Annotated in this window: 12 protein-coding genes; 9 read left to right on the forward strand and 3 right to left on the reverse strand. The window is 31.4% G+C overall.

Annotated features, from left to right (window positions below; translation table 11 throughout):
* From RBB48_RS27575 to RBB48_RS31755, 8 genes are all read left to right on the forward strand, one after another.
* On the forward strand, nt 1-2665 hold a 2665-nt coding region (locus RBB48_RS27575), incomplete at its 5' end, for an amino acid adenylation domain-containing protein (protein WP_306008447.1).
* Between the two features lie 540 nt (nt 2666-3205).
* A complete protein-coding gene (locus RBB48_RS27580; RefSeq protein WP_306008448.1) occupies nt 3206-3616 on the forward strand; it encodes a hypothetical protein in 411 nt (136 codons plus the stop codon).
* A 395-nt stretch (nt 3617-4011) separates the two neighbouring features.
* Nucleotides 4012-4821 carry a class I SAM-dependent methyltransferase gene (locus tag RBB48_RS27585; protein WP_306008449.1) on the forward strand — a complete coding sequence of 270 codons (810 nt, stop codon included), beginning with the start codon at nt 4012-4014 and terminating at the stop codon, nt 4819-4821.
* A 746-nt stretch (nt 4822-5567) separates the two neighbouring features.
* The gene (locus tag RBB48_RS27590) at nt 5568-6359 is read left to right on the forward strand and encodes an enoyl-CoA hydratase (RefSeq protein ID WP_306008450.1); all 792 of its coding nucleotides are present in this window, start codon (nt 5568-5570) and stop codon (nt 6357-6359) included.
* 176 nt (nt 6360-6535) lie between these two features.
* Complete coding sequence (locus RBB48_RS27595) at nt 6536-9094, forward strand: glycosyltransferase (protein ID WP_306008451.1); 2559 nt, start codon at nt 6536-6538, stop codon at nt 9092-9094.
* 19 nt (nt 9095-9113) lie between these two features.
* Nucleotides 9114-10244, forward strand: a complete 1131-nt coding sequence (locus RBB48_RS27600) for an aminotransferase class I/II-fold pyridoxal phosphate-dependent enzyme (RefSeq protein ID WP_306008452.1) — start codon at nt 9114-9116, stop codon at nt 10242-10244.
* The gene (locus tag RBB48_RS27605) at nt 10237-10803 is read left to right on the forward strand and encodes an acyltransferase (RefSeq protein WP_088063441.1); all 567 of its coding nucleotides are present in this window, start codon (nt 10237-10239) and stop codon (nt 10801-10803) included. The genes RBB48_RS27600 and RBB48_RS27605 overlap by 8 nt, the downstream gene beginning before the upstream one ends.
* Before the next feature lie 49 nt (nt 10804-10852).
* On the forward strand, nt 10853-11206 hold the full coding sequence (locus RBB48_RS31755) for a hypothetical protein (protein ID WP_371878399.1): 354 nt from the start codon (nt 10853-10855) through the stop codon (nt 11204-11206).
* An 833-nt stretch (nt 11207-12039) separates the two neighbouring features.
* On the opposite strand, the gene RBB48_RS27615 is transcribed toward RBB48_RS31755, so the two are convergent.
* From RBB48_RS27615 to RBB48_RS27625, 3 genes are all read right to left on the reverse strand, one after another.
* The gene (locus RBB48_RS27615; RefSeq protein WP_001019440.1) at nt 12040-12684 is read right to left on the reverse strand and encodes a GNAT family N-acetyltransferase; all 645 of its coding nucleotides are present in this window, start codon (nt 12682-12684) and stop codon (nt 12040-12042) included.
* A gap of 103 nt (nt 12685-12787) precedes the next feature.
* Complete coding sequence (locus RBB48_RS27620; protein ID WP_306008453.1) at nt 12788-14440, reverse strand: pyridoxal phosphate-dependent decarboxylase family protein; 1653 nt, start codon at nt 14438-14440, stop codon at nt 12788-12790.
* A gap of 484 nt (nt 14441-14924) precedes the next feature.
* Entirely contained in the window at nt 14925-15851 is a 927-nt protein-coding gene (locus RBB48_RS27625) for an aldo/keto reductase (RefSeq protein ID WP_306008454.1), read from the reverse strand.
* 366 nt (nt 15852-16217) lie between these two features.
* On the opposite strand from RBB48_RS27625, the gene RBB48_RS27630 reads away from it, so the two are divergent.
* Complete coding sequence (locus tag RBB48_RS27630) at nt 16218-23816, forward strand: non-ribosomal peptide synthetase (protein ID WP_306008455.1); 7599 nt, start codon at nt 16218-16220, stop codon at nt 23814-23816.
* Nucleotides 23817-24027 lie beyond the last annotated feature (211 nt).

Raw genomic sequence — 24027 nt, forward strand, 5'->3', positions numbered from 1 at the left:
ACAAAGTCATCTAACACAGTGGATACCTAAAGAAATAGACTGTATTGATATAAAAGAACATGAAATGAATATTTCGAGAGAAAAAAATACAAATCCTACAATTGAAGTTAAACCAGATAATTTAGCATATGTAATCTATACATCTGGATCCACAGGAAATCCAAAGGGTGTCCTTTATGCACAAAAAGGTCTATGCAATTTTATTAATGCCAGCATTGATTTTACAAAATTAAATACGAGTAGTAAGGTAGTTCAGTTTTCTTCAATTGCATTTGATGTTTCACTATATGATATATTCGCAACTCTGGTGTCGGGTGGAACTTTATATGTATGTGGTCAACAAGATATTATGCCAGTTGAGCCACTTACTCAGTTTTTGCTAGAAAATAAAATTACGCATGCATTTTTACCACCTACGGTACTAAATCTGTTAGATGAATCTAATTTTGAGGAATTACAAACTGTTATTTCTGCGGGTTCAGTCTGTAGTGAACAAGTGGCAAAACGGTGGGTGAAAAATCACCTCTTTATTAATGCATATGGTCCAACAGAGGCATCGGTTGCTACTATAGAAATTTATAGTGGTGAAGGGACACCACCTATTGGTCGATCTATTCCCAATGTAGAGGTATATGTATTAAATAAAGCTCAAAAACTTGTCCCTATTGGAACAGTGGGTGAACTTTATATAGGAGGTATCGCATTAGCGCGAGGATATTTAAATCAACCTGAATTAACAAAAGCATCATTTATCCCACACCCATTCAAGAATAGCTCTAATGATAGATTATATCGGACAGGTGATTTAGTTAAATATTTACCTGATGGAAATATAGAATATATAGGAAGAGCTGATAAACAAGTTAAGATTAGAGGATTTCGAATTGAGTTAGGTGAAATTGAAACAATCTTAGGAAAACATCCAGACATTAAAGAAGTTACTGTGGTAGCGCAAGAAGATACATTTGGAGATAAAATCTTAGTAGCCTATATTGTAGGTGAAGGAGATATACAAGAGTGGAGAAAACATGTAGAGGTACATCTTCCAAATTATATGGTACCGGCTCATTTTATCAAGATAGAATCATTGCCGTTAACTGTTAATGGGAAGGTAGATAAAAATGCTTTACCTGCATGGGATTCTATTATACAAACGAGCGATGGGTATATAGCACCTCGGAATAGAGTAGAGAAAAAATTGGTAGAAATTTGGTCAGAGGTATTGGGGATTGACTCCTCTGTCATTGGGATAAACGCTAATTTTTTTGAACTAGGTGGGCACTCTTTAAAAATTATGAGTACTTTAGTAAAAACATTTTCTGAAGGTTGGAATGTAACTATTAAAGATTACTTTGAATTAAAAACTATTAATAATATAGCTAAAAAAATTCAATATGGATATAGAGTAAATTCACATTCAGATACATTAGATATTAAATTGTTAACACCTCCAAAGAAGCTAAAGGAAACAAAAAGATATGCATTTAGTAATAGTAGCAAAATACTTTTAACAGGAGCTACAGGATTCTTAGGTATACATCTACTAGAACAACTATTGGATACTACAGAATGTAAGGTATATTGTTTAGTTCGTGGGGAAAATAAACTAGAGGCGAAAAATCGTTTATTAAACATGTTACAATTTTATTTTAAAAATAAATTTGTAAGATATCAATCTTTAGTAAATCAACGTATCTTTATTGTGCAAGGTGATTTAGCTAAACAAAATATGGGATTAGAAAACGAATTATACAAGGAGCTTCATCAACAAATCTCAACTGTTATTCATGCTGCGGCTTTAACAAAACATTTTGGCGAGTATAGTGAATTTGAAAGAGCGAATGTCCAGGCGGTGAAAGAACTTCTTGCATTTGTTGGTGATACTAAGGATTTACATCATATATCTACAACTGGTGTAGCAGGACAATTTGTATTAAGTGAAAAGGAAACAATATTTAAAGAAAGCGATTTTTATGTAAAACAAAATTACAAAGATAATGTGTATGTGAAAAGTAAATTTTTAGCAGAATATGAAATATTCAAGGCAATATTAAAGGGAACAGATGCTACTATTTATAGAGTAGGAAATCTTACAAATAGATATATTGATGGACAACATCAATATAACTTCACCGAAAATGCATTTATGAGCAAATTAAAATTTATATTACAATATGGTATCGTGACAGATGTATTATTATCAAGTGAAGTTGAATTTACACCTGTAGATTATTGCAGCAAAATTATCACAGGGTTTGTAACATCAAATGAAGTGCATGAAAATAGTGAAGATTGCGTAAATCATATATACAATCATCTTACGTTAAATTTAAAGGAACTTGTAAAGTTACTAAATTCAATGGGATATCCAATTAAAGTAATTTCTGAAACAGAGTATCAGCAATTTATTTTAGAACTATCTAAAGATAAAAAGAAACAGGAAGATATTCAAAATCTCATGACATTTGAAGAGCCAAAAGATAATTGTTATAAACCAATAAAGCTTGATTCGACTGAAACTCAAAAAAAGCTAAAATTATTAGGTGTTCAATGGCCTATTATTAATAGTGAATATATACAACAAATTATTGCTTATATGACGAGTGTTACTGGTAGTGGTTCTGTAGCAAATTTTTTAAAACAAAGTTATACTTTAAAAAGCTGATCGGGAATATGAGAAATGAGCTATTTTAAAGGAAAGTAATTAAAAAAACATAGAAATTTTTTAGGTGAAATCATTGGAAAAGGGCGGCTTTTAGTCAGCGTATGAAAGTAAACTATCATATATTACTTTTAGTCTTCAATAGAGAGTAGCGTCAAGAAAGTCCTTCTATAAGAAAGTATGAATATGTCGTTTTCTTTAACTGAAATAGAAATGAACTTATTATATAATAAGTTCAAGGAAATTTTTCCTTTTTAATCATTGTTAAATAACCACAAACCTTTCGGGTTTACGATTCATTACAAGGAAGTGTATAACGATATACGCTAATTTGTAATACGAATGTATTCCTGGAAGGTTTTTTTGCGTTGTGGGAATAGGATAAGTAATCAACTAACAAGGATGTGATAGATTATCTTAAATTATTAAGAATTGTAGTGGGGAAATAAGAATTTTGGATTTCAAAATACAAAAGAAGGTGAAAAAAGATGAGAGGAGCAGTCTCTTCTTTTTTATTTCGAAAGGAGAAGGAAGTGGTTAAATATGAACATGAAAACTTTTGAAATGCGTGAAAAACGTTTAGCAGAACTACTAGGTGCAAAAGTACTATGGGAATTTATCAGTGCCGTCACAGAGGAAATTGAAAAGCAGGAATTAGAGTCTACACCAGGTTTATTAGAAGATCTATTCATACATGTGAAAGAAACAATTCGAATTCAAAATATGAATCAAAGCATAAAAAAAGCCCCTATCAAAACAGAGGCTAGTGGTATAGATAAAAAGACATTATATATAGAAGCATATGTAGAATTAATTAATCATAAGTTTGTTATTTCTGAATTAGCTGTAGAGCTTTTATCTGTTCTAAAAGAATTAAATTGTTTTGTTCAATCATCTTTGCCACAGCTTCAAAGTGAGCTTGATTCTCAAGAACCTCAATCTTCTTCTCTTTAGGGAGTGATTGAAGTATTTCTTTTATTTCTTTACACTCGTATATGTTATTCTCCGAGTCTTCGATTAATTTATTGCGACGATTGGTGTATTCAAGTGCACCTAAAGTGCACCTAAAGTCGCTAATGCGCGAGGATCTAATCCTAGAATTTCCATGTATTCCTCTCCTTTCCTCTACAATAATTCGATAGGGGAAAGGAGATTCCTTTAATAATTTGGTAGAGTTTTTATAGTTATATAACATATTTTTTATTAGTGAGAATTTTATTTAGCAGGAATACAATAGAATTAGACTTAAAATGTTTACCTTCGTCTAAATACAAGTTATACACACATATATTGATCTTATAAAGATATATATTACACATAATAGTATGTTAAAGGTGGCGAATTGTATCATGAAAGATTTTGTTCTCGAAAAAGAAAACATTATTCGTAAATATGGTGAATGGACCGCTTATGATATTAAATTAACGGATACTCTATATACAAGAGATATTCGACAACCAAATCCTGCGTTAAAAAAAATTGTGACAATGATTCAAGATATCACACAATGTGATTTTAAAAATCTTCGAATCTTAGATTTAGCTTGTTTAGAGGGGCATTACGCTATTGAGTTTGCTATGCAAGGAGCAACTGTTGTAGGGATAGAAGGAAGAGAATCAAACGTACAAAAAGCTATATTTGCTAAAGATTTATTAAAGTTGGAAAACTTAACCTTTTATCAAGATGATGTAAGAAATTTAAGTGCTGAAAAATATGGTCAATTTGATATTGTTTTATGCTCTGGTATTTTATATCATTTAGATTGCTCAGATGTATTCCCTTTTTTAGAAAAAGTGTATGAAGTATGCAAAAGGTTTGTAATAATTGATACTCATATCACTCATACTCCCAATGTATCAGTACTCTATAAAAATTATGAATATAAGGGGCACACAATGCTAGAACACTCTGCTAATTCATCAATAGAAGAACGTTTAAAATCAAAATGGGCATCATTAGATAACATTACTAGTTTTTGGATGACAAAATCCTCTCTATACAATTTTTTAACGCGAACAGGTTTCTCTTCTATAAATGAATCCAGAAGTTTAGTTCAAGAAGATAGGGTTACTGTTGTAGCTTTTAAGAAATATCCTATAGAAATTAAAAGCTCTCCTGAAACAGAAAAATACATTGAACCCGATTATTTAGAATGCTAAAAATAACACGTTTAAGTTTAATATCCTAATCACTCTGTATGAGGTTGCACTATATGCCTCTCAAGCTAAAATCTTAAAGTATCCCTAAACAAAATTATCAATTTTCCAAAAGCTATTTATATAAATGCAACTTGTTGTTTCCGTTTTGAGAGCACTATAAAGTTTTTGCTTTATAGTGATGGGATAGCACTGCACTGCTATCAACTTAAAGAAATACTTCCGAAAACAAAAAATGAAAAGAATAATAAAAAAGCTTATCATTACGTGTTAAAGGATAAGCTTTTTTATTTAGCGTTCGATAGAACTCTTTACTTAGGAATTCCCCACTTCTAAATGAAGTGAAAGTGGGGGTAGTTCAATTGTAATTACAACAAATTAGTTAAGAAAGACTTTAATACAAGTGGTTACTAAAATAGTGTCTTTCTTAAACTGTTCTCATTTAATGTTCCTCATGTATCAGTCTTCTTATCTCATTTTTTCTAAGAGTCATCCCAGCTTCAGAAACTGTGTAACGGAAACCAAAGAAACATGAAGCCAAATTAATACAGTAAAAGAACAATTTAAAAATATGTTGTGATTATAAAATGGTGCCAAGAAAGGATTGCTCATTTTATGCTTCTACAGTTCATACAATAAATTGATGAATTTCTAAAAGCGGAACCATATTTGGAAATTTAGGCTGATGGTGAGTGAAGTAAAGATGCTTGGTGTTGTGAAAAATTAGGTAGTTTAAAAGGGGATTTTTTATGAAGAATGAACGAGTAGTAACTTGTAATAAAGAAGGAAGTATTGCAGTCGTTACAATTCAAAATCCACCAGTCAACACTTTAAGTTTAGAAGTATTTCAACAATTAGTAGATGTATTAGAGGAAATAGAAATTGATAATGATATTTCAGTCGTAATTATAACTGGAAGTGGAGAAAAGGCCTTTGTAGCAGGAGGGAATATAAAAGAATTTCCAGATTGGATGGGCAAAGGTGAAAAATATGCCGAGATGAAATCATTTGAATTGCAACAACCTCTTAATCAACTAGAGAATCTGTCTAAACCGACTATAGCTGCTGTTAATGGGTTAGCACTAGGTGGTGGATGTGAATTAGCACTTGCTTGTGACTTAAGGATAATAGAAGAACAATCTTTAATTGGATTACCGGAAATTACGTTAGGTTTATTTCCTGGGGCTGGAGGAACCCAACGCTTACCTAGATTAATTGGAGAAGGGAAAGCAAAAGAGATGATGTTCACAGGGAAATCGATTACAGCTAAAGAAGCAAAAGAAATAGGCTTGGTTAACTACATTACCCCTCGAGGAGAGGCGTTAAATAAAGCAAAAGAGATTGCAATGGATATAAGTAAATTTTCTCTTCCAGCTCTCGCCTATATGAAGTTGGCAATTCGCGAAGGGACAGCAGTACCTTTACAAGAAGGGCTTGAGATTGAAGCGCGTTACTTTGGAAAAGTATTTCAAACAGAGGATGTGAAGGAGGGGGTAAAGGCATTTATTGAAAAAAGAATGCCGCATTTTACAAATAAATAGAATGGGACGAAAAAAGTTATCCAGGTTTATTCTATACTATGTCAACATAGATGCTGTTTTTAAAGCTATTTATTTGTTTTTCGCAACACCTCTCAGATCTAGTTCGTCTAATAAATAGATTTGTAGTAGCATGTATATTTCAAAAGTGAAAATAAATAAAAAGGCGGAGGAATAGAATGGAAAATGGTACAAATGAAAAGGAAATAAATCAAACGCCTTTAGTAAGTGTATTAATTCCTACGTATAATCGTCCGCACTACTTTGAAAAAGCTTTATGTAGTGTATTAGAACAAACGTATCCTAATATAGAAATTATAATAGGGGATGATAGTACAAACGACGAAACAGAGAAAGTGTTACAAAAGTACTTGTATGATCATTCAAATATTATTTATATAAAACATAGGTCAACTCTTGGACAATTTGAGAACTCACGTATGTTATTTCATAAAGCGAAAGGTGAGTATATAAATTTCTTAATGGATGATGATTTATTTCATGTAAATAAAATTGAAAAAATGATGAAATACTTTTTAAATGACCTAGATAATGAAATTAAGCTTGTAACATCCCATCGCCAAGTAATGGATGCAGAAGGAAACCTATTGCCAGATGTTTATTCAACGATGCGTTTATTTTATACAGATACGATTATAGATGGGTCACAATTAGGAAAAATGGTGATTATGAATCAAAAGAATTATATAGGAGAACCGACAACGGTTTTATTTCGTAAAAGTGATTTAACAGAGCCGTATGGTGTATTTGATAAAAGGCGGTATCTTTGCAACGTAGATGTAGCTTCATGGTTATCCTTACTGAGTAAAGGGAAAGCAGTATATATAGCGGAGACACTCAGTTACTTTCGATTACATTCTAATCAGCAGTTAAATGAATCTAATAAAATGATGGATGGGTTAGAAGATTTTTCTCATAGTATTATTATAGCTGGAGAAAAATATGGTTTCTTATCCTCCGAAGAGGAGTTAGACAGAGCTATTACAAATTTTCTAGACTATGCAAGAAGAATTGTTCCATCATCCATATTATATTCATTGGACTACTATCAACAAATCAAGCTAAAGAAAATAAATATTGAAAAGAAAAAAGAGCGTATGAATATCAACTCGCACCTCCCAAAAGTCAGTATACTAATTCCTGCCTACAATAGACCTCATTACTTAGAATTAGCCCTCAAAAGTGCTTTGAATCAAACCTATGAAAATATTGAAATTATAATTTCTGACGATAGTACAAATGATGAAGTAAAAACAATGATCCAGCCATACTTAAAAGAACATGAATGTATAACATATGTTAAAAATGAAAATCCATTGGTGGCTGAAAATTTTAATCAATGTATAGAGCTTGCTACTGGTGAATATATAAATTTTTTATTAGATGATGATTTATTTCATCTTGAAAAGATTGAGAGAATGATGAAATACTTTTTTGAATTAGAAAACATTGCATTTGTGACGTCGTACCGTGAACTGATTGATGAGAATGGAGAGGTATTACCCCCCTCAACATTGAATTTGAAAATTGCCACAGAAACTACAATTTTTGAAGGGGAAACACTAGGGAATTATATGTTGAAAAACTTGAAAAACGTAGTTGGAGAACCGACAACGGTTTTGTTTAATCGCAATTTTTTTGGAGGGAAATTTGGTTATTTTAAGGGGAAAGCGTATTCTTCTATTAATGACATTGCAACTTGGTTAGATATGATGAGGAAAGGAAAAGTAGTTTATATAGAGGAACCTCTTAGCTACTTTAGACAACATAGTGGACAAAATCAAAAACAAATGTACTTTATATTAATGACAATTGAAGAATGGATTGAATTAATTACAGATGCACATAATAGTGGGTTTTTAAATACTGAACAAGATTATAAAGAGAGCTTATCTTATTGTTTGGAGAATGCGGGATTTATACTTAAGGATGCAGTAAGAAGTGGAGAACTAGATCAAATTTATAATGAAAAGATAAAAAGTGGGTTAATTAAACTAGTTACTCAAATATTTGAGAAAAATATTTGTTATTGCCAATATTGCAATCAAGAATTTAAAAGTTTTTCTCCTTGGCCAGCACATTATGATTTTCTAAAATATGAATTTGAGATGTGGAATAAAGATACAGGTATCTGTCCAGTTTGCTATTCGATGGATCGTGACAGGTTGTATCGTGCGTACATTGAAACAGAAACAGATTTGTTAAGTAGGAATTATACTATGCTTCATATTGCACCTGAAGTGAAGGTAAGGGGATGGCTTAACCAGTTTGAAAACATTACTTATATATGTGGGGATTTAGAACCAAAGGATTCTTTAATGGAGGAAATTGATATTACGAGAATTGCATACGAAAATAATACCTTCGATGTTATTTTATGTAGTCATGTATTAGAACACGTGCCTGACGATGAAAAAGCAATGCGAGAATTATATAGGGTACTAAAGCCAAATGGATGGGGAATTATTCAAGTGCCAATCGTAATGAATGTAGATTTTATTATAGAGGATAAATCTATTGTAACGCCATTATTGAGAAAAATAGCCTTTGGTCAAGAAGATCATGTTAGGATTTATAATCGACCGGGATTTATTCAACGATTAACAGATGCGGGATTTAAGGTGGAATTGTATAACATAGCTCAGAAACAAGGAATAGAAATTGCTAGGAAATTCGGATTATCTGAAACGGATATGCTCTATATTGTCCGAAAATGATAGAAAGGAATAGATGCATATGGAGAATATTCCTTTTTTACGTGCGTCAATTGTACCTGCAAACGAGTACTTAGATGAATTAGAGCGAATTGATATATCCCACATATATACAAATTATGGACCTATAAATCAACGTTTTGAAGAAACAATTATGTCGGAATTTTTTCAGAACAGGGGAACAGTTACAACAGTAGCAAACGCAACGCTAGGGTTAATGGCGGCAATTCAATGTAAGAAAAGAAAAAAAGGAAAGTATGCTCTTATGCCTAGTTTTACTTTCCCTGCTACTCCATTGGCAGCTATTTGGTGTGGGTTGGAGCCTTATTTTATTGATATTTCATTAGATGATTGGTGTATGGATAAAACGGTACTTTTGGATAAGATTGATGAATTAAAAGAAGAGGTTGCAGTTGTTGTTCCATATGCAACATTCGGATCATGGATGGACTTGAAAGACTATGAAGAATTAGAGAAAAAGGGCGTTCCGGTTGTTGTAGATGCGGCACCAGGGTTTGGATTAATGCATGAGGGTGTACATTACGGTCAGAATTTTAGTGGTATGATTGTATATAGCTTTCATGCAACAAAGCCTTTCGGAATTGGTGAAGGTGGTATGATATATAGCCATAATGAGGAAGAGATAAATCAAATTAAAAGAATGGGTAATTTTGGATTTGATCATAATCGTGAATGTACGATGATGGGGTTTAACTGTAAAATGACTGAATATGCAGCAGCTATTGGGATTACAACGATAAATAAATGGAATCAAAAAATGCAAGAACGAACTCGTATCTCTGAATGGTATAAACAGTTATTACAAAGTACGGCATTAATAAAAAAAGGCTGGCAAGTTCAAAAGACTAAAGCAGTTATTCATCAATTTATGCCTATCCTCTGTTCAGAAAAAATTAACAATATGCAGATAATAGAAGAGTTGAAAAAGCAAAAGATAGAAGCTAGATCATATTTTTCACCATCTTGTCATCAACAAGATTTTTTTAAAAAATATAAGTCTACAGATTTAACAAATACAAATAAAATAGCAAAACGAATAATTAGTCTCCCTTTATGGGAAGGAATGACAAAAGAAATCGTAGAGAAAATTATAATGTGTTTAATGCAGAAGGGGATGTCCACAGATGAATAGTTTTTATAGTCAAGAAGAGTTGAGCGAAATTGGCTTTCTATCTGTCGGGGAAAATGTATTAATAAGTAAAAAAACCAGCATATATAATCCAGGTGCTATATCTATTGGAAATAATGTAAGAATCGATGACTTTTGCATTTTAAGTGGCAAAATTACAATTGGAAGTTACTCGCATATAGCGGCATATACAGCTTTATATGGAGGAGAAATGGGGATTGAAATGCATGATTTTGCAAATATTTCATCAAAAACAATTGTATATGCAGCAATTGATGATTTTAGCGGAAATACATTAATGGGACCGACTGTTCCACATCAATATAAAAATGTGAAAGCTGGAAAAGTTACTTTAAAAAAGCATGCTATTGTTGGTGCGCACGCTATTATCTTTCCAAATGTAGTAATAGGAGAAGGAGCGGCAGTTGGTGCGATGAGTATGGTAAAAGAAAGTTTAGATGAATGGTATATGTATGCTGGGGTGCCTGTAAGAAAAATAAAAGCTCGTAAAAAAAAGATAGTAGAATTAGAAAATGAATTTTTAAAAAGCCTTAATTCCTGAGTGTTTAAAAGATTTTGTTGCAGCATTTCTCAAAAAAATTAAAAAAGACATGTATGAGGGGATATTATGTGATTACTGTATTATTTATGGGGCTATCTTTATAGTAGAGTCTACACCAGGTTTATTAGAAGATCTATTCATACATGTGAAAGAAACAATTCAAATTCAAAATATGAATCAAAGCATAATAAAAGCTCCTATCAAAACAGAGGCTAATGGTATAGATAAAAAGACATTATATATGGAAGCATATGTAGAATTAATTAATCATAAGTTTGTTATTTCTGAATTAGCTGTAGAGCTTTCATCTGTTCTAAAAGAATTAAATTGTTTTGTTCAATCATCTTTGCCACAGCTTCAAAGTGAGCTTGATTCTCAAGAACCTCAATCTGCTTCTCTTTAGGGAGTGATTGAAGTATTTCTTTTATTTCTTTACACTCGTATATGTTATTCTCCGAGTCTTCGATTAATTTATTGCGACGATTGGTGTATTCAAGTGCACCTAAAGTCGCTAATGCGCGAGGGTCTAATCCTAGAATTTCCATGTATTCCTCTCCTTTCCTCTACAATAATTCGATAGGGGGAAGGAGATTCCTTTAATGAATTAGTAGAGTCTTTATATAGCTATACAAATTGTTAATGATTAGTGAGCATGTTATTAAGCAGGAATACAATTGAATTAGACTTAAAAGAGCTTTTTAAAAGGAAGAGAAGAAAGGGGAATCCAGTAATTCTCACTCTTTTTTCTTAAATGCTAAATATCACACGTTTGTTTCCTTTTATCATGTATTTTAAATGGAATTCTTTAAGGAAGATTAGATAGCTATAGGGTATGTAATATGAATAGATAAATGAAATGAAAGAGACTTGTAACCGTCAGTATTATAGGGAATATTAAGGGGTTATCAGGTAATATGTTTTAAAGTGTTTAAGAGTGGGAGTCTGTGTATAACTCGTTACTTAAACAATAAAAGATTAGACATTAAAATGGGGAAAAGTATTTAAGTTCCTGGTATAGACGAAATAATGGAGCGTATGAAATGAAAACATGTTGAAATAAATAGAAGGGGATCTTTAGGTAGGTTAAGCAGAGAAATAAGGCATGCTGAGAAAGTGGCTATTGAATTCGAAGAAGTTAAATTGTGAAAGGTATCACTTATGTAAGAATATCTATTACTTATTTACTCTATATAAAAAAGCAGCTGCACAAAAGTACAGCTAGTCTTCTTCGCAAATTTATATGGCCTTAATGACGAATTGGGATTGAGGTATATATAGTAATTGTGCTGCTAAGGAAGTTGTTGTGTTAGCAAATGGGTATGCTTCCTTATAAAGAAAATTACTATACACTATTTCATTCATTTCATAGGTCGTACACAGTTTTTTTAGGATTTTTTGAGAAATTTTATTTGTACAAGCAGCAATAAAATCATAATCTCTTTTACTTATTTCTTGAATGGCATGTGAAAGAAGGGTAGTGACTATACCACTTCCCATCCAATCTGGATGACAAGCGCCCATATCTAGATAAACCAATTTTTCTTTATCTAAATGAGAAAACTCAATAGATTCTGTCTCTAATGTATCTAAAAGTTGAAAAATAGGTTCCATTTGCGGGCATAGTTCAATCGCTTTCTCTGTATCTATTAGTGGCTGAGTTACTTTTTTTGTTAAAAGAACCCCAACAATTTGAAAATTTTCTATTGCTACAAATGACATAGCTTGAGATACAGCTTGTTTCATCATTTCTTCGCACATTTTGTGAAAAGGAGCAAAAGGAATTTGTAAACTGCTTACAAGAGGTTCATTATTCACAAAAGAATGTGCAAGTAAATGTGCTGCATCTTTCACGTGGTGTGTATCAAGTAGCTCTATATTCATATGTTTTTCCTCTTTCCTGATGTAATTAATAGTAATTAAAAGGATTAAAAATTTTATTTAATTTAGTTAAGTTTAACTATTAAAGCGCTAACAAAAATGATTATTAAACATATAAATAAATCTGTTTAGTAGCAATTGAAATATATTTATAAAGAAATTCTACGATCTCATCTATACATTCAACAGTTGTATATGGAGAGATAGAAAAGAATTTTAATGTAGAAATTGGATTTCTATCATAACTGTTTATTACATCTACTACACAAGAACGAGTTGTGTCACCAAAAAATACTTGATCGCGATTTTTTCCTAGGTAATTAAATAGTTCTATATTTAATCGGTTTGTATCCTCAATCTCTTCTTTTGTTGCAAGGCCTATTCGTTCTTTTTCCCAATTTTCTTGGCCATCTCCATTCATATAGAAACGGAAAGTTGTAATTGGCCCAAATGTAAAATCATTTGTGATTGCGACTTGAGGCAAGGCCTTGCGCAACTTCTCTCTAAATAATAGATTTACACGAATATAATTTGCTAATAATTTTTGATATCCTTCAATTCCAAAGGCTAATAGATTGATATACATGGGAATAGCACTACCAGCTCGTGAGCATTCTAAGGTATAGCCTGTATGATAACTACCATATGATCTATTACCAAGATAAGGTGTATCATCTTGTTCAATGTCCATCAGTTGTAAATCAGTATGATTTTTTACGATTAAAATACTTGAAGCATAAGGTGTTTGTCCTAATTTATGAAAATCAAAACATACACTATCTGCAAGAGACATATATTGCATTTTATCTTGTACGTATTGTAAGGCGTTTTTTACATTAGGTTCAAATGAGAGTGGATTTTCTTCAAAATTATAATTATTAAAGAAGCTATAGAATCCGCCCATTGCAGAATCAGCATGGATATAAATAGGCTTTAATTTATATTTTTTCTGTATTGTTTCAGCACTCTCTTTAATTTTTTTTATATCATCAATGGTAAATGTATCTGTTGACCCCATAGTAGCTAGAATATAGAGGGGGATACCGCCATTTTTAATAACCTGTATCATTTTATTCTCTAAATCTTCTATATCCATAGAATTTGTATATGGATCAGTTTTCACTTTTATTAAGTGATTTGATCCGATGCCAGTTGCTTCAGCTGACTTTAATAAACTATAATGTGCATTTTCAGAAGCAAAGCAATATACATTTTGTGGAGCGCCATGTTCTTTTGCTGATGGGAATTGTTTAGAAATTGCTAAGCGCAAGCTCGAAAACACGCATCCTTGTCCACCCCATGTTGTATAGCCACCGCTATTATGCGGATTATAACCAATCAGTTTTGAAAGCATGGATACAACTTTTACTTCTGCTTCAGCTGCCCCTGGACCATATACATCCCAAACACCATTACCATTTAAAAGGGCCATGGTTATTACACCTAATAGTGAAGGTATACTTGGTAGTGGTACAGCGTTAGACAAGTAATATTTATTTGGATAAGGATGACCATTCATAAATTGGTTTAGCTCTTCTATAACCTCAGACATAGTGATTCCAGCTAGTGGAATATGACTTTGGTGAATTAAGCCATTGTAGTATCCTTCGGATTTTTCCTCACATTTACCTAAAGTAGCTCGCTCTTCATTTTTTAATCGGTCAAGATTTTTAATTATTTTCTGCATAGATTCTAATAAAAGTTGTTGTTTTTCTTCATTTCCGTCAACGCTCGGAAATAATTTTAAAATATCTTGCATGCAGTCACTTCTCCTTGTGAAAAACTGGATTTTTATTTTACTTGGTTAAACATAAGGGTGTAATAATTTGTAATTGCCCTTTTGAATACTTAGAAATGAGGAGCTATTTAGAAAAAAATGTAATTCCATAGAAGATTATATGAACTATGGAATTTAAAGTAAAGAAAAATTTTTTGATTTATTTTAAAAAAAGTAATTGTGAGATAATGAAGTTTCTAAAAATATTTCTGAATTAATTGTTTATTTGGTTTGCATGATGTCCTAGCATGTATTCAACTAATGTAGTAGATAATTTACTCTAATGTAGAACTATTATAAGGTAGTTGAATATAAGAGCTCAACTACCTTATAAACTGTAGATATTGTTGGAGAAAGAGAAAAAAATAGGGTGGAAGTGTTAAAAATATGTTCTAGTTGAGAAGAAGTAGTAGTATGGATTTGGTAGAAGAATCAGCATAATTTTTGTAGGTGAATAATGATCTGATCAAAGCTTTTTAATGAATTCAATTTCATTATCTAATAATAATGGACGAGTTAAGTGTGAAGAATTTTCTTCAACCTGAGTAGAATTTTTTGCACCAGGAATAGCAACTGAAACGGCTGCGTGACTTAAAACATAACGTAAAGCAACTTGCGCTAAACTTCGATTTGAACGTAAAAGTGAACGTAATTTCTCTACTGTGTTTAAGCTATCTTTAAACCACTTTTCTTTTGGCCAATCTTTTCTTAAATCATCGTCTGGAAATTGAGTTTCATGATTAAATTTCCCAGTTAAAATTCCCATCTTAAGTGGACCTCTTATCACAGCACCTAAATTATGTTTTTCAATATAAGGAAGGATGTCTTTTTCAGGTTCTTTATTCAAAATACTATAATCGAATTGTACGACATCTAAATCATTATTCTGATTAAAATGTTTTATATAATCTAAATCATTAGTAGAAACGCCAACAGCTCTCACTTTTCCAGATTTTTTTAAGGTTTGGAAAGCTTGTAGAAAGGCTTCTGTTTCTTCAGGTTTATCCCACCAAATATGACAAAAGTACACATCTATATAATCCGTTTTAAGCCGCAGTAAACTAGCCTCAAACGCATCAATGATCTTTTGAGGATCTCCATAAACGGCTGGTTGATTGGGGTCATAATGATGACCAATTAAACCACCTTTTGTAGAAAGGATTATATCTTTCCTGCGATTATTTATAGCTTTTGCAACGAGTGTTTCACTATGACCTAGTCCATAAACATCAGCAGTGTCAATAAAATTAACCCCTAAGTCGATTGCTTTCTCAATTGCATCAAGTGATTCATTATCTTTTACTGTTCCCCATTCATCTCCACCAATTGCCCAAGAGCCGAATCCTATCTCAGAAACTATTAATCCCGTGTTACCTAATAATCTATATTCCATTATGTACGGACTCCTCCATTTCAGTTTATATTATTAGAAATATATATAGCCACCATTTGGAATATTCTTGAATTTGTTTTCGAGGTGTAAATTAGAGTATATATTTTAATAAATATATATGAGATTAATTTATAAAAAGTAATTGGAATTATTAGTGAAATGGTTTTTTATGCTTAAATTGAATAAAAGTATGGACTTTCACGGTATAAATATGAATTTTATTCATCATTTTAATAACTATGCAATAAGCGAAATAAATGTTGAATTTAGTCGGAAAATATACATTTACAAATCGCAGAATGTGTACATATAGTTGTAATTGTAAATATTATTCGTTTTGAAATATTTATAAAAGGAGAAATTCATATGAAGGAAATACAAAAGCAATATGAAATTGTAGAAGAATTGGATGCAACAGTAGGGCAAGAAGCATTATGGATAGCTCATCAAATGGAATTAGAAAATGCTATGAACAATGAAGCTAACATAATAAAGCTAAAAGGAAATCTTCAAATAGATACCCTTAAGAAAGCGCTTACTTTAATAGTGCAATCTCACCCGGCGCTACGTACACTATTTATTAAGAGGGACGAAAAAATTAAACAATTCATTCAAAAGAGTATAGACTTTGATATACCAATTAAGGATTTAACTGCTTTTAAAAACACAGAACAAAAATCTATTTTTAAAAAATTTTTAGACTCTATAGTGAATGAGAAATTTAGTTTAGAAGAGGGACCTTTGTTTAAATTCCACATCATTAAATTTTGTGAAGATGAATTTATTTTACATATGATTTTTCATCACATTATTTATGATGGATGTAGTTTAGGAATTTTTATCCAACAATTGTCTCATACGTATTGTGAATTACTTCAAGAAAATACGGGTTTAGTATTAGAATCTCCTTATAAGAGCCTTGTAGAATTTGAGGAAGGTTTTATTGACAGTGCAATATATATAGAAGGATCATCCTATTGGAAAGATTATTTACAAGGTGAATTACCTCCTACAGAGTTTCCTGCTACTATTAATAAAATGAATGAACCGATGTATACGAACAAAAATATAAGCAAGAATATTGATGCCGATCTATTTTATCAAATACAATGTTTTGCTAAAAGAAATAACATAAGTGTCTATCGGGTTATGTTAAGTACTTATTGTGCCTTGCTTCATCAAATGACAAATGCTGAAGAAATTATTGTAGGTATTCCAATTAATACTAGACCACAAACGGAAGAAGGGAATGCTTTTGGTTATTTTGTTAATACATTACCTATACGTATAACAATAGAAAAAGGTGATACATTTAAGGGAATACTTAACAAGGTGAATAAATCTGTTCATTTGGCTATTAAGTATAAACATAATCCATATTCACATATAGTAAGAGATTTAAATCTAAATAATAATACACATCATAATATGATTTATTCAACAGCATTTAATACGGTAAGGATACCTCAATTGAAAATTCCCGATATTGAGTCCACAGTTTTAACAGATTGTAAAAGAGTAAATCCTTTTAACATGACCTGGAGAATAATGAGATATGAAGGGGAAACAGAGAATAAAATTGAGGTTGACTATAATTCAGCATTATATAAACCAGATAGTATGAATGATTTAGTTGAAAGATATATATATTTGTTACAAAAACTAATGAAGAATGTGAACGAACCTATCCATTCATTGGATTTACTTTTAAAAAAGGATCATCGTTTATACAAAGATATAAACTCAAATACTCTTGCATATCCTAATTTAAAAACATTAGATCAATTAATTGATCTACAAGCATTAAAATCGCCAAATCAAATAGCGATTTCAATGGGGGATAAATCGATTACCTATTATGAATTGCAGCAAAGGTCAAATCAAATTGCGAATTATTTACGTGAAAATGATATAAAAAAGGGACAGCGTGTAAGTATTACTATGGTGAGAGAGATCGATACAATTGTATGCATTCTAGGTATACTAAAATCAGGTGGAGTTTATGTACCAATCGATCCAAAGTTTCCTGAAAAAAGAATAGAATACATCTTAAAAGATAGCGAAAGTCAAATGATTATTACGAAGAAAGAATACAGGAGATTGGTTGAAAGTTTTGCGATTCATACAATTTATCTAGAAGATTTTCATTACGCTAATTCTATAGAAAATATTGCGCCTACACATACCATAGAAGATGCTGCGTATATTATCTATACGTCAGGTTCAACAGGTTTACCAAAAGGAGTAGTTGTACCACATAGAGGAGTAATTAATTTATCATATTCATTAATGAATCAATTTAATTTAGACAAAAATGATGTATTTTTACAATTTGCAACAATGATTTTTGATGCCTCCATTATGGAAATGTTTCCGATTTTGTTATGCGGAGGAAGAATGCATGTAATTTCTGAAATGGAAAAACGTTCTGCAGAAGAATTTATAAATGTAATTAACAAGAATGGTATTACATTTGTTCTTTTACCAACTGCATTTTTTAAATTAATAGCTGATATGCCTAAAGAAATGTTGCTTAAATTAAATTCCTTAAAATGTGTATTTGTGGGAGGGGAAACCATACCTGCTGAATCAGTTCGTAAATGGCAAAGTAAAGTAGGGTTAAAGATTCCAATTCTTAACGCATATGGTCCTACTGAAGCTACTGTATGTACAACCATTTATGAAGTAAATCATGAGATAAAAGAAGAAATTTCTAATATCCCAATAGGTAAACCAATTGCTAATAGTAAAGTTTTCGTGGTCAGTCCGTTCAACACGTTATGCCCGTCAGGAGTAGTAGGTGAATTATTCATTAGTGGTGATGGGGTTGCTAAAGGATATATAAATCAAAAGAAAAAAACAGAAGAGGCATTTATTTCTTTCGAAAAATCATATAATCGCAATAAAAAAATATATCATACTGGGGACTTAGTACGTCTTTTACCAAATGGAAACTTAGAATTTATCGGAAGGAAAGATAATCAAGTAAAACTACGTGGGTATCGAATTGAGCTTGATGAAATAGAAAGAGCATTATTTAAACACCCAGAGGTAAAAGATGCAGTAGTAGTAACTTATCAAAATGACAAAATTGCTAGCTTTTATGTATCAAAAGACAATACAGAGATAAAACAAGAGAACTTAAAAACATTCTTAAGTGAAAGATTACCAGATTTTATGATGCCAAATTATATATTTCATCTTAAAACATTTCCATTATCACCAAGTGGTAAGGTTGATAGAAAAAAATTAGAATTACAAATCCCATCTTTACTTGAAAATATGCAAAATCAATATATACCACCAATAAGTGGCACAGAAAAAAGGTTGGCAAAAACATGGTCAGAGATTTTAAATTTAGGGAAATATAGAATCAGTAGAGATGACGACTTTTTTAAACTTGGGGGACATTCACTAATTGCTGTGCAAGTATTAAATCAAATTCAAAAAAAGTTTCATTTGAAAATAGAAATTAGAGATATTTTTGAGCATACAACAATTGCTAGTCTATCTGCTTACATCGATAAATTAATGGAAGCAAATCATGATAGAGAAGAACAGAAGATGCAAATATTAAAAGTTGCAGATAAGGAAAGTTATCAGTTATCAAGTGCTCAAAAAAGAATCTGGTTTTTAAATAAATCAAACGCTATTAATAGAGTATACGATACACCACTACACATATATATTGAGCCGAGTTTGAAAAAAGATATTTTACAGGACGCCATAAGGTTTTTAGTTGAACGACACGAGATGCTCCGCACAGTGTTTATTGAAAAAAATGGGGAGCCTAGACAAGTCATATTAAAATCAATAGCGATTGACTTGATACACCATGAGATTGAACACATGGCTAAAAAGGAACAACAAGAATATATACGTAGAACAATAAATCAAACGGATCATACACCATTTGATTTGGAAAATGGACCGCTTTTCTGGATTAGAATTTTTAATCTTGATAAGAAAAAATCCTATTTATATATCAATTTACATCACATTATTACTGATGAGTGGAGTGTAAGGAATTTATTAGATGAATTAATGAAGGTATATAGTGCCTTTGCTAAACGAAGAAATCCTGAGTTGCCAACTATCTCTAATCGATATGTAGATTATGTTGAGTGGGAACAAGAGCAGTTAAATCTAGGTCGGTGGGATACAGAAAAATCTTATTGGATGGCCGAACTTGCAGCACCTCTTCCTATACTAAATCTTCCCTTAGATTTTAGTAAGAATCATCAAGGTACAAATAGAGGTACAGTATTTGAAATGAAGTTAGATAATAAAATGAAAGAGTCTTTGAAACAAGTATGTGAACAAGAGAATGTTTCGATGTATATGCTATTTTTCGCAGCATATATTCAATTGTTACATTATCTAACGGATCAAAAAGACATTATTGTAGGTACACCGGTTGTTGGAAGGAATTATCAAGAATTTGAACAAATACAAGGATTTTTTGTAAATACTTTAGCTATTAGAACACAATTAAATGATGTAAAAAATTTAAAACAGCTATTACAAGTAGTGAGAGAAAAATGTTTGAATTCTTTCCAAAACCAATCATACCCATTTGATAAAGTAATTGAGCAAATAAATCCTGATAGAAGCTTTGGAAATAACCCGATCTTTTCTACTATGTTTAGTTACCAGAAAGATATTTTGCAACAACATGATGCGTACAAGCTTCAATTGTTACCTAATAAACAAGATGTTAGTAAGTTTGACATTTCTTTAGCTGTTGAAGAAGGATCGGATTATGTAGAGATTTCATTTGAGTATAATATTAATCTTTTCAAGGAAGAGTCAATTAATAGGTTTACTCAAAATTTACTTAATATACTGGACGCATTTATTCATCAAAGAACAGTGGCATATGAGAATCTTTCATTCCTATCACTGGAAGAGGAATCTCTATATAGAAAGGTAAATCATACAGAAAGACCGTATCCTTATTTTCAAAATATACAGGAGCAATTCTATAAGCAAGTAGAAACACAATCAAATCGGATTGCTATAGCGACTGAAACAGAGTCTTTAACATATAGGCAATTAAATAGGAGTTCTAATCAAGTAGCGCAACATTTGCTTGATAAAGGTATAAAAAAAGGTGACAAGGTAGCCATATTTTTAGATAGAAGTATGAGTAGTATCGTTTCTATGATTGGAATATTAAAAGCCGGTGCTGCCTATATACCAATCGATGTTAAATACCCTGAGGATAGAATAAATTATATAGTAAGTGACAGCGAGGCATGTAGAATTATAACGAATTACAAATACAAAAATCATTTGAATTCAAGTAGTTATAACGTTTCAATAATAGAGGATATATATTGTACGAAAATAAATGGTGATGTGAAAATTTTAAATAAACCAGATGACTTGGCCTATGTAATTTATACTTCAGGATCAACAGGCAAACCAAAAGGTACATTATTAACTCATAAAGGAGTATTAAATTTAGTTGAATGGAGAAATGAAGTATTTCATATTTCACCAAATGATAAAGTAACACAGTTTTATTCCCATAGTTTTGATTCTTCTGTATCGGAAATTTTTTCTACTTTGTTAAATGGGGCGGAACTATATGTATTAAGTGATGAACAGCGCTATTCAACTGCAGCATATGCCCAAGCTGTCCAAGAAATACAAGCAACTATTTCTGATTTACCAACAGTATTTTTTAATGAACTATCGACTTCATTAAATAAACTGGATAGTGAAAAGATACGTTCGTTAAGATTTATGATAATGGGAGGGGAAGCCGCATCAACAAATGCTATTAGGAGTTGGCAAAATACTTTTAAAAACCAAGTACAACTGGTAAATGAGTATGGTCCTACGGAAGCAACTGTTTCAGCGATGTATTATTTCATACCAGACTTAGAATGCGAAAATAACATTTTAGGTAGTATACCGATTGGCATTCCAATTTCTAACACAAAGGTTTACATATTGAACTCATATATGCAACATTGTCCGGTAGGGGGCATTGGCGAATTATATATTGAGAGTTTAGGATTAGCCCAAGGGTATTGGAAGCAGGAAGAAAAAACAAAACAGGCATTTATTGCAAATCCATTTTCAGAAGATAACAGTAAAAGGTTATACCGAACAGGTGATTTAGCAAAGTGGTTATCAAATGGAAATATAGAATTTATGGGAAGAAAAGATAAGCAGGTTAAAATTAGAGGGCACAGAATTGAACTAGGGGAGATAGAAGATGCAATATTACAATTTGAGGGGATAAATCAGGCTGTGGTAACACAAACGAAAGATGGAATGCTATTGCAAGCTTATTATAAAACAGTGGACGGTTTAGAAATAGAGAAAAATAAGTTAGCTTTATATTTATCAAATGTATTGCCAGAATATATGATCCCTAAATATTACTCTCATGTGTTAGAAATACCAATAACGGCTAATGGGAAAATTGATTTCGAAAAACTGCCAGAAATAGAGTTTGATAATGAGCAAAACGATGAGTGTATACTTAAGCCTCAAACTAAAGTGCAAAAAAACATTGCAAAAGTATGGTCTGAAGTTCTAAACATAAAATCTATAGGTTTAAAAGATGATTTCTTTAATTTGGGTGGACATTCTTTAAAAATTATGCCGGCATTAGTCAAATTAAAACCGTTATACCCTAACTTGAAAATTCAAGATTTCTTTAAGTATAGAACAATAGAAAAATTAGCCTCTCATATTGAAGAGATGGAAGATATGTCGTTCAAGAAAGAGAAAAATATGAATGTAGCTCGTATGGAAAATGAAACGAAAACGACTCCTGTTTATGAAACAACTAAATTAGAAGAATGTGAGTTAGATATGGTGAATTATCCAAAAGCAGTTTTTCTTACAGGGGCAACAGGATATTTAGGGGCACATATTTTAGAACGGTTATTACAGTTGCCATCTACGACTATATACTGTTTAGTAAGAAAAAATGAGAATCAAGTAATTGGTGCAAAGTTAAAAGAAAGAATGGAGTTTTATTTCGGTAAAGAAATCCTTCAAAAGTTAGAGGAGAGAGTAGAATTAATTGAAGGAGATTTATCTTTGATGAATCTAGGTCTAGATTCAAAGCAATTGGACCATTTAAAGAATAAGGTAGAGTCAATCATACATTGTGGTGGAGAAGTTAGACACTATGGAGAACGTGAGCATTTTCAAAAGGTAAATGTTCAGTCTACAAAATACTTATTGGAATTAGCTAAGAACACAAATGCACGTTTTCATTATATATCGACTTTAAGTGTAGTAGGTCAGGCTGAAAGCGATCCAAAAGAATTTGAATTCTTTGAGTCTAATTTTGATAGAGGGCAAAATTTAGATAATCTGTACCTAGAAAGTAAGTTTCAAGGCGAGAAAATGGTCAGAGAAGCAATGGAAAAAGGAGTTCGTGCCACGATATACCGTGTGGGGAATTTAGTGGGTAACTCTAAAACAGGTAAATTTCAATACAATATTAATGAAAACGCATTTTATAGATTATTAAAAGGGATATGCCTATCTAGCATAGCTCCTGACGTCAATACGTATGTAGATTTAACGCCTGTAGACTATGGAAGTTTAGCTATTACTGAATTATCTTATAAGGCCAATACAGTAAATAAAACCATGCATATCTGTAATCCAAATCAGCTTAAATGGGATCAATTTATTAATAGTTTACAATCTTTTGGATACGATATCCTGCTAATGAAACAAGAGAAGTATATAGAGAAGTTTTTTAATACGAATCTAACTACTGATGAACAGAAAGCTTTAGAGCTCATAATGCCTTTATTAGAATCTGTAGAAGAGTTATCAGTAGCTATACCATCTTGTTTATACACGCAAGGATATTTGAAGAATATACATTGTTTAGAGCCAAATCAAGAGTATATCAATTTGCTATTACATTACGCTATGAGTATCGAGTTTTTACCAACCGTTAAAGAACCAATATTGCTATAGAATATACAATCGATTTTGAACAGATTGGTTTATAAATATGAAGTTTTGAATATTTGTTTACTTTCGCTTGTTTTTTGGAAAAGTAAAAAGAACTTGTAGTTTTATCTACAAGTTCTTTTCGATTAAAAGGTTTATACATTTAGTTAGTTGGATAATATTTCAATTCTTCATATTACTAACAAAAGAAATTAACCAAGACAAATAATTCTTT

The sequence above is a fragment of the Bacillus sp. MMSF_3353 genome, from assembly GCF_030733445.1.
GTDB lineage: Bacteria > Bacillota > Bacilli > Bacillales > Bacillaceae_G > Bacillus_A > Bacillus_A wiedmannii.

Excerpts from the sequence above, each read along its gene's own strand:
- RBB48_RS27580 (WP_306008448.1), top strand. The coding sequence starts at position 3,206 with ATGAACATGAAAACTTTTGAAATGCGTGAAAAACGTTTAGCAGAACTA.
- RBB48_RS27585 (WP_306008449.1), top strand. The coding sequence starts at position 4,012 with ATGAAAGATTTTGTTCTCGAAAAAGAAAACATTATTCGTAAATATGGT.
- RBB48_RS27590 (WP_306008450.1), top strand. The coding sequence starts at position 5,568 with ATGAAGAATGAACGAGTAGTAACTTGTAATAAAGAAGGAAGTATTGCA.
- RBB48_RS27595 (WP_306008451.1), top strand. The coding sequence starts at position 6,536 with ATGGAAAATGGTACAAATGAAAAGGAAATAAATCAAACGCCTTTAGTA.
- RBB48_RS27600 (WP_306008452.1), top strand. The coding sequence starts at position 9,114 with ATGGAGAATATTCCTTTTTTACGTGCGTCAATTGTACCTGCAAACGAG.
- RBB48_RS27605 (WP_088063441.1), top strand. The coding sequence starts at position 10,237 with ATGAATAGTTTTTATAGTCAAGAAGAGTTGAGCGAAATTGGCTTTCTA.
- RBB48_RS31755 (WP_371878399.1), top strand. The coding sequence starts at position 10,853 with ATGTATGAGGGGATATTATGTGATTACTGTATTATTTATGGGGCTATC.
- RBB48_RS27615 (WP_001019440.1), bottom strand. The coding sequence starts at position 12,684 with ATGAATATAGAGCTACTTGATACACACCACGTGAAAGATGCAGCACAT.
- RBB48_RS27620 (WP_306008453.1), bottom strand. The coding sequence starts at position 14,440 with ATGCAAGATATTTTAAAATTATTTCCGAGCGTTGACGGAAATGAAGAA.
- RBB48_RS27625 (WP_306008454.1), bottom strand. The coding sequence starts at position 15,851 with ATGGAATATAGATTATTAGGTAACACGGGATTAATAGTTTCTGAGATA.
- RBB48_RS27630 (WP_306008455.1), top strand. The coding sequence starts at position 16,218 with ATGAAGGAAATACAAAAGCAATATGAAATTGTAGAAGAATTGGATGCA.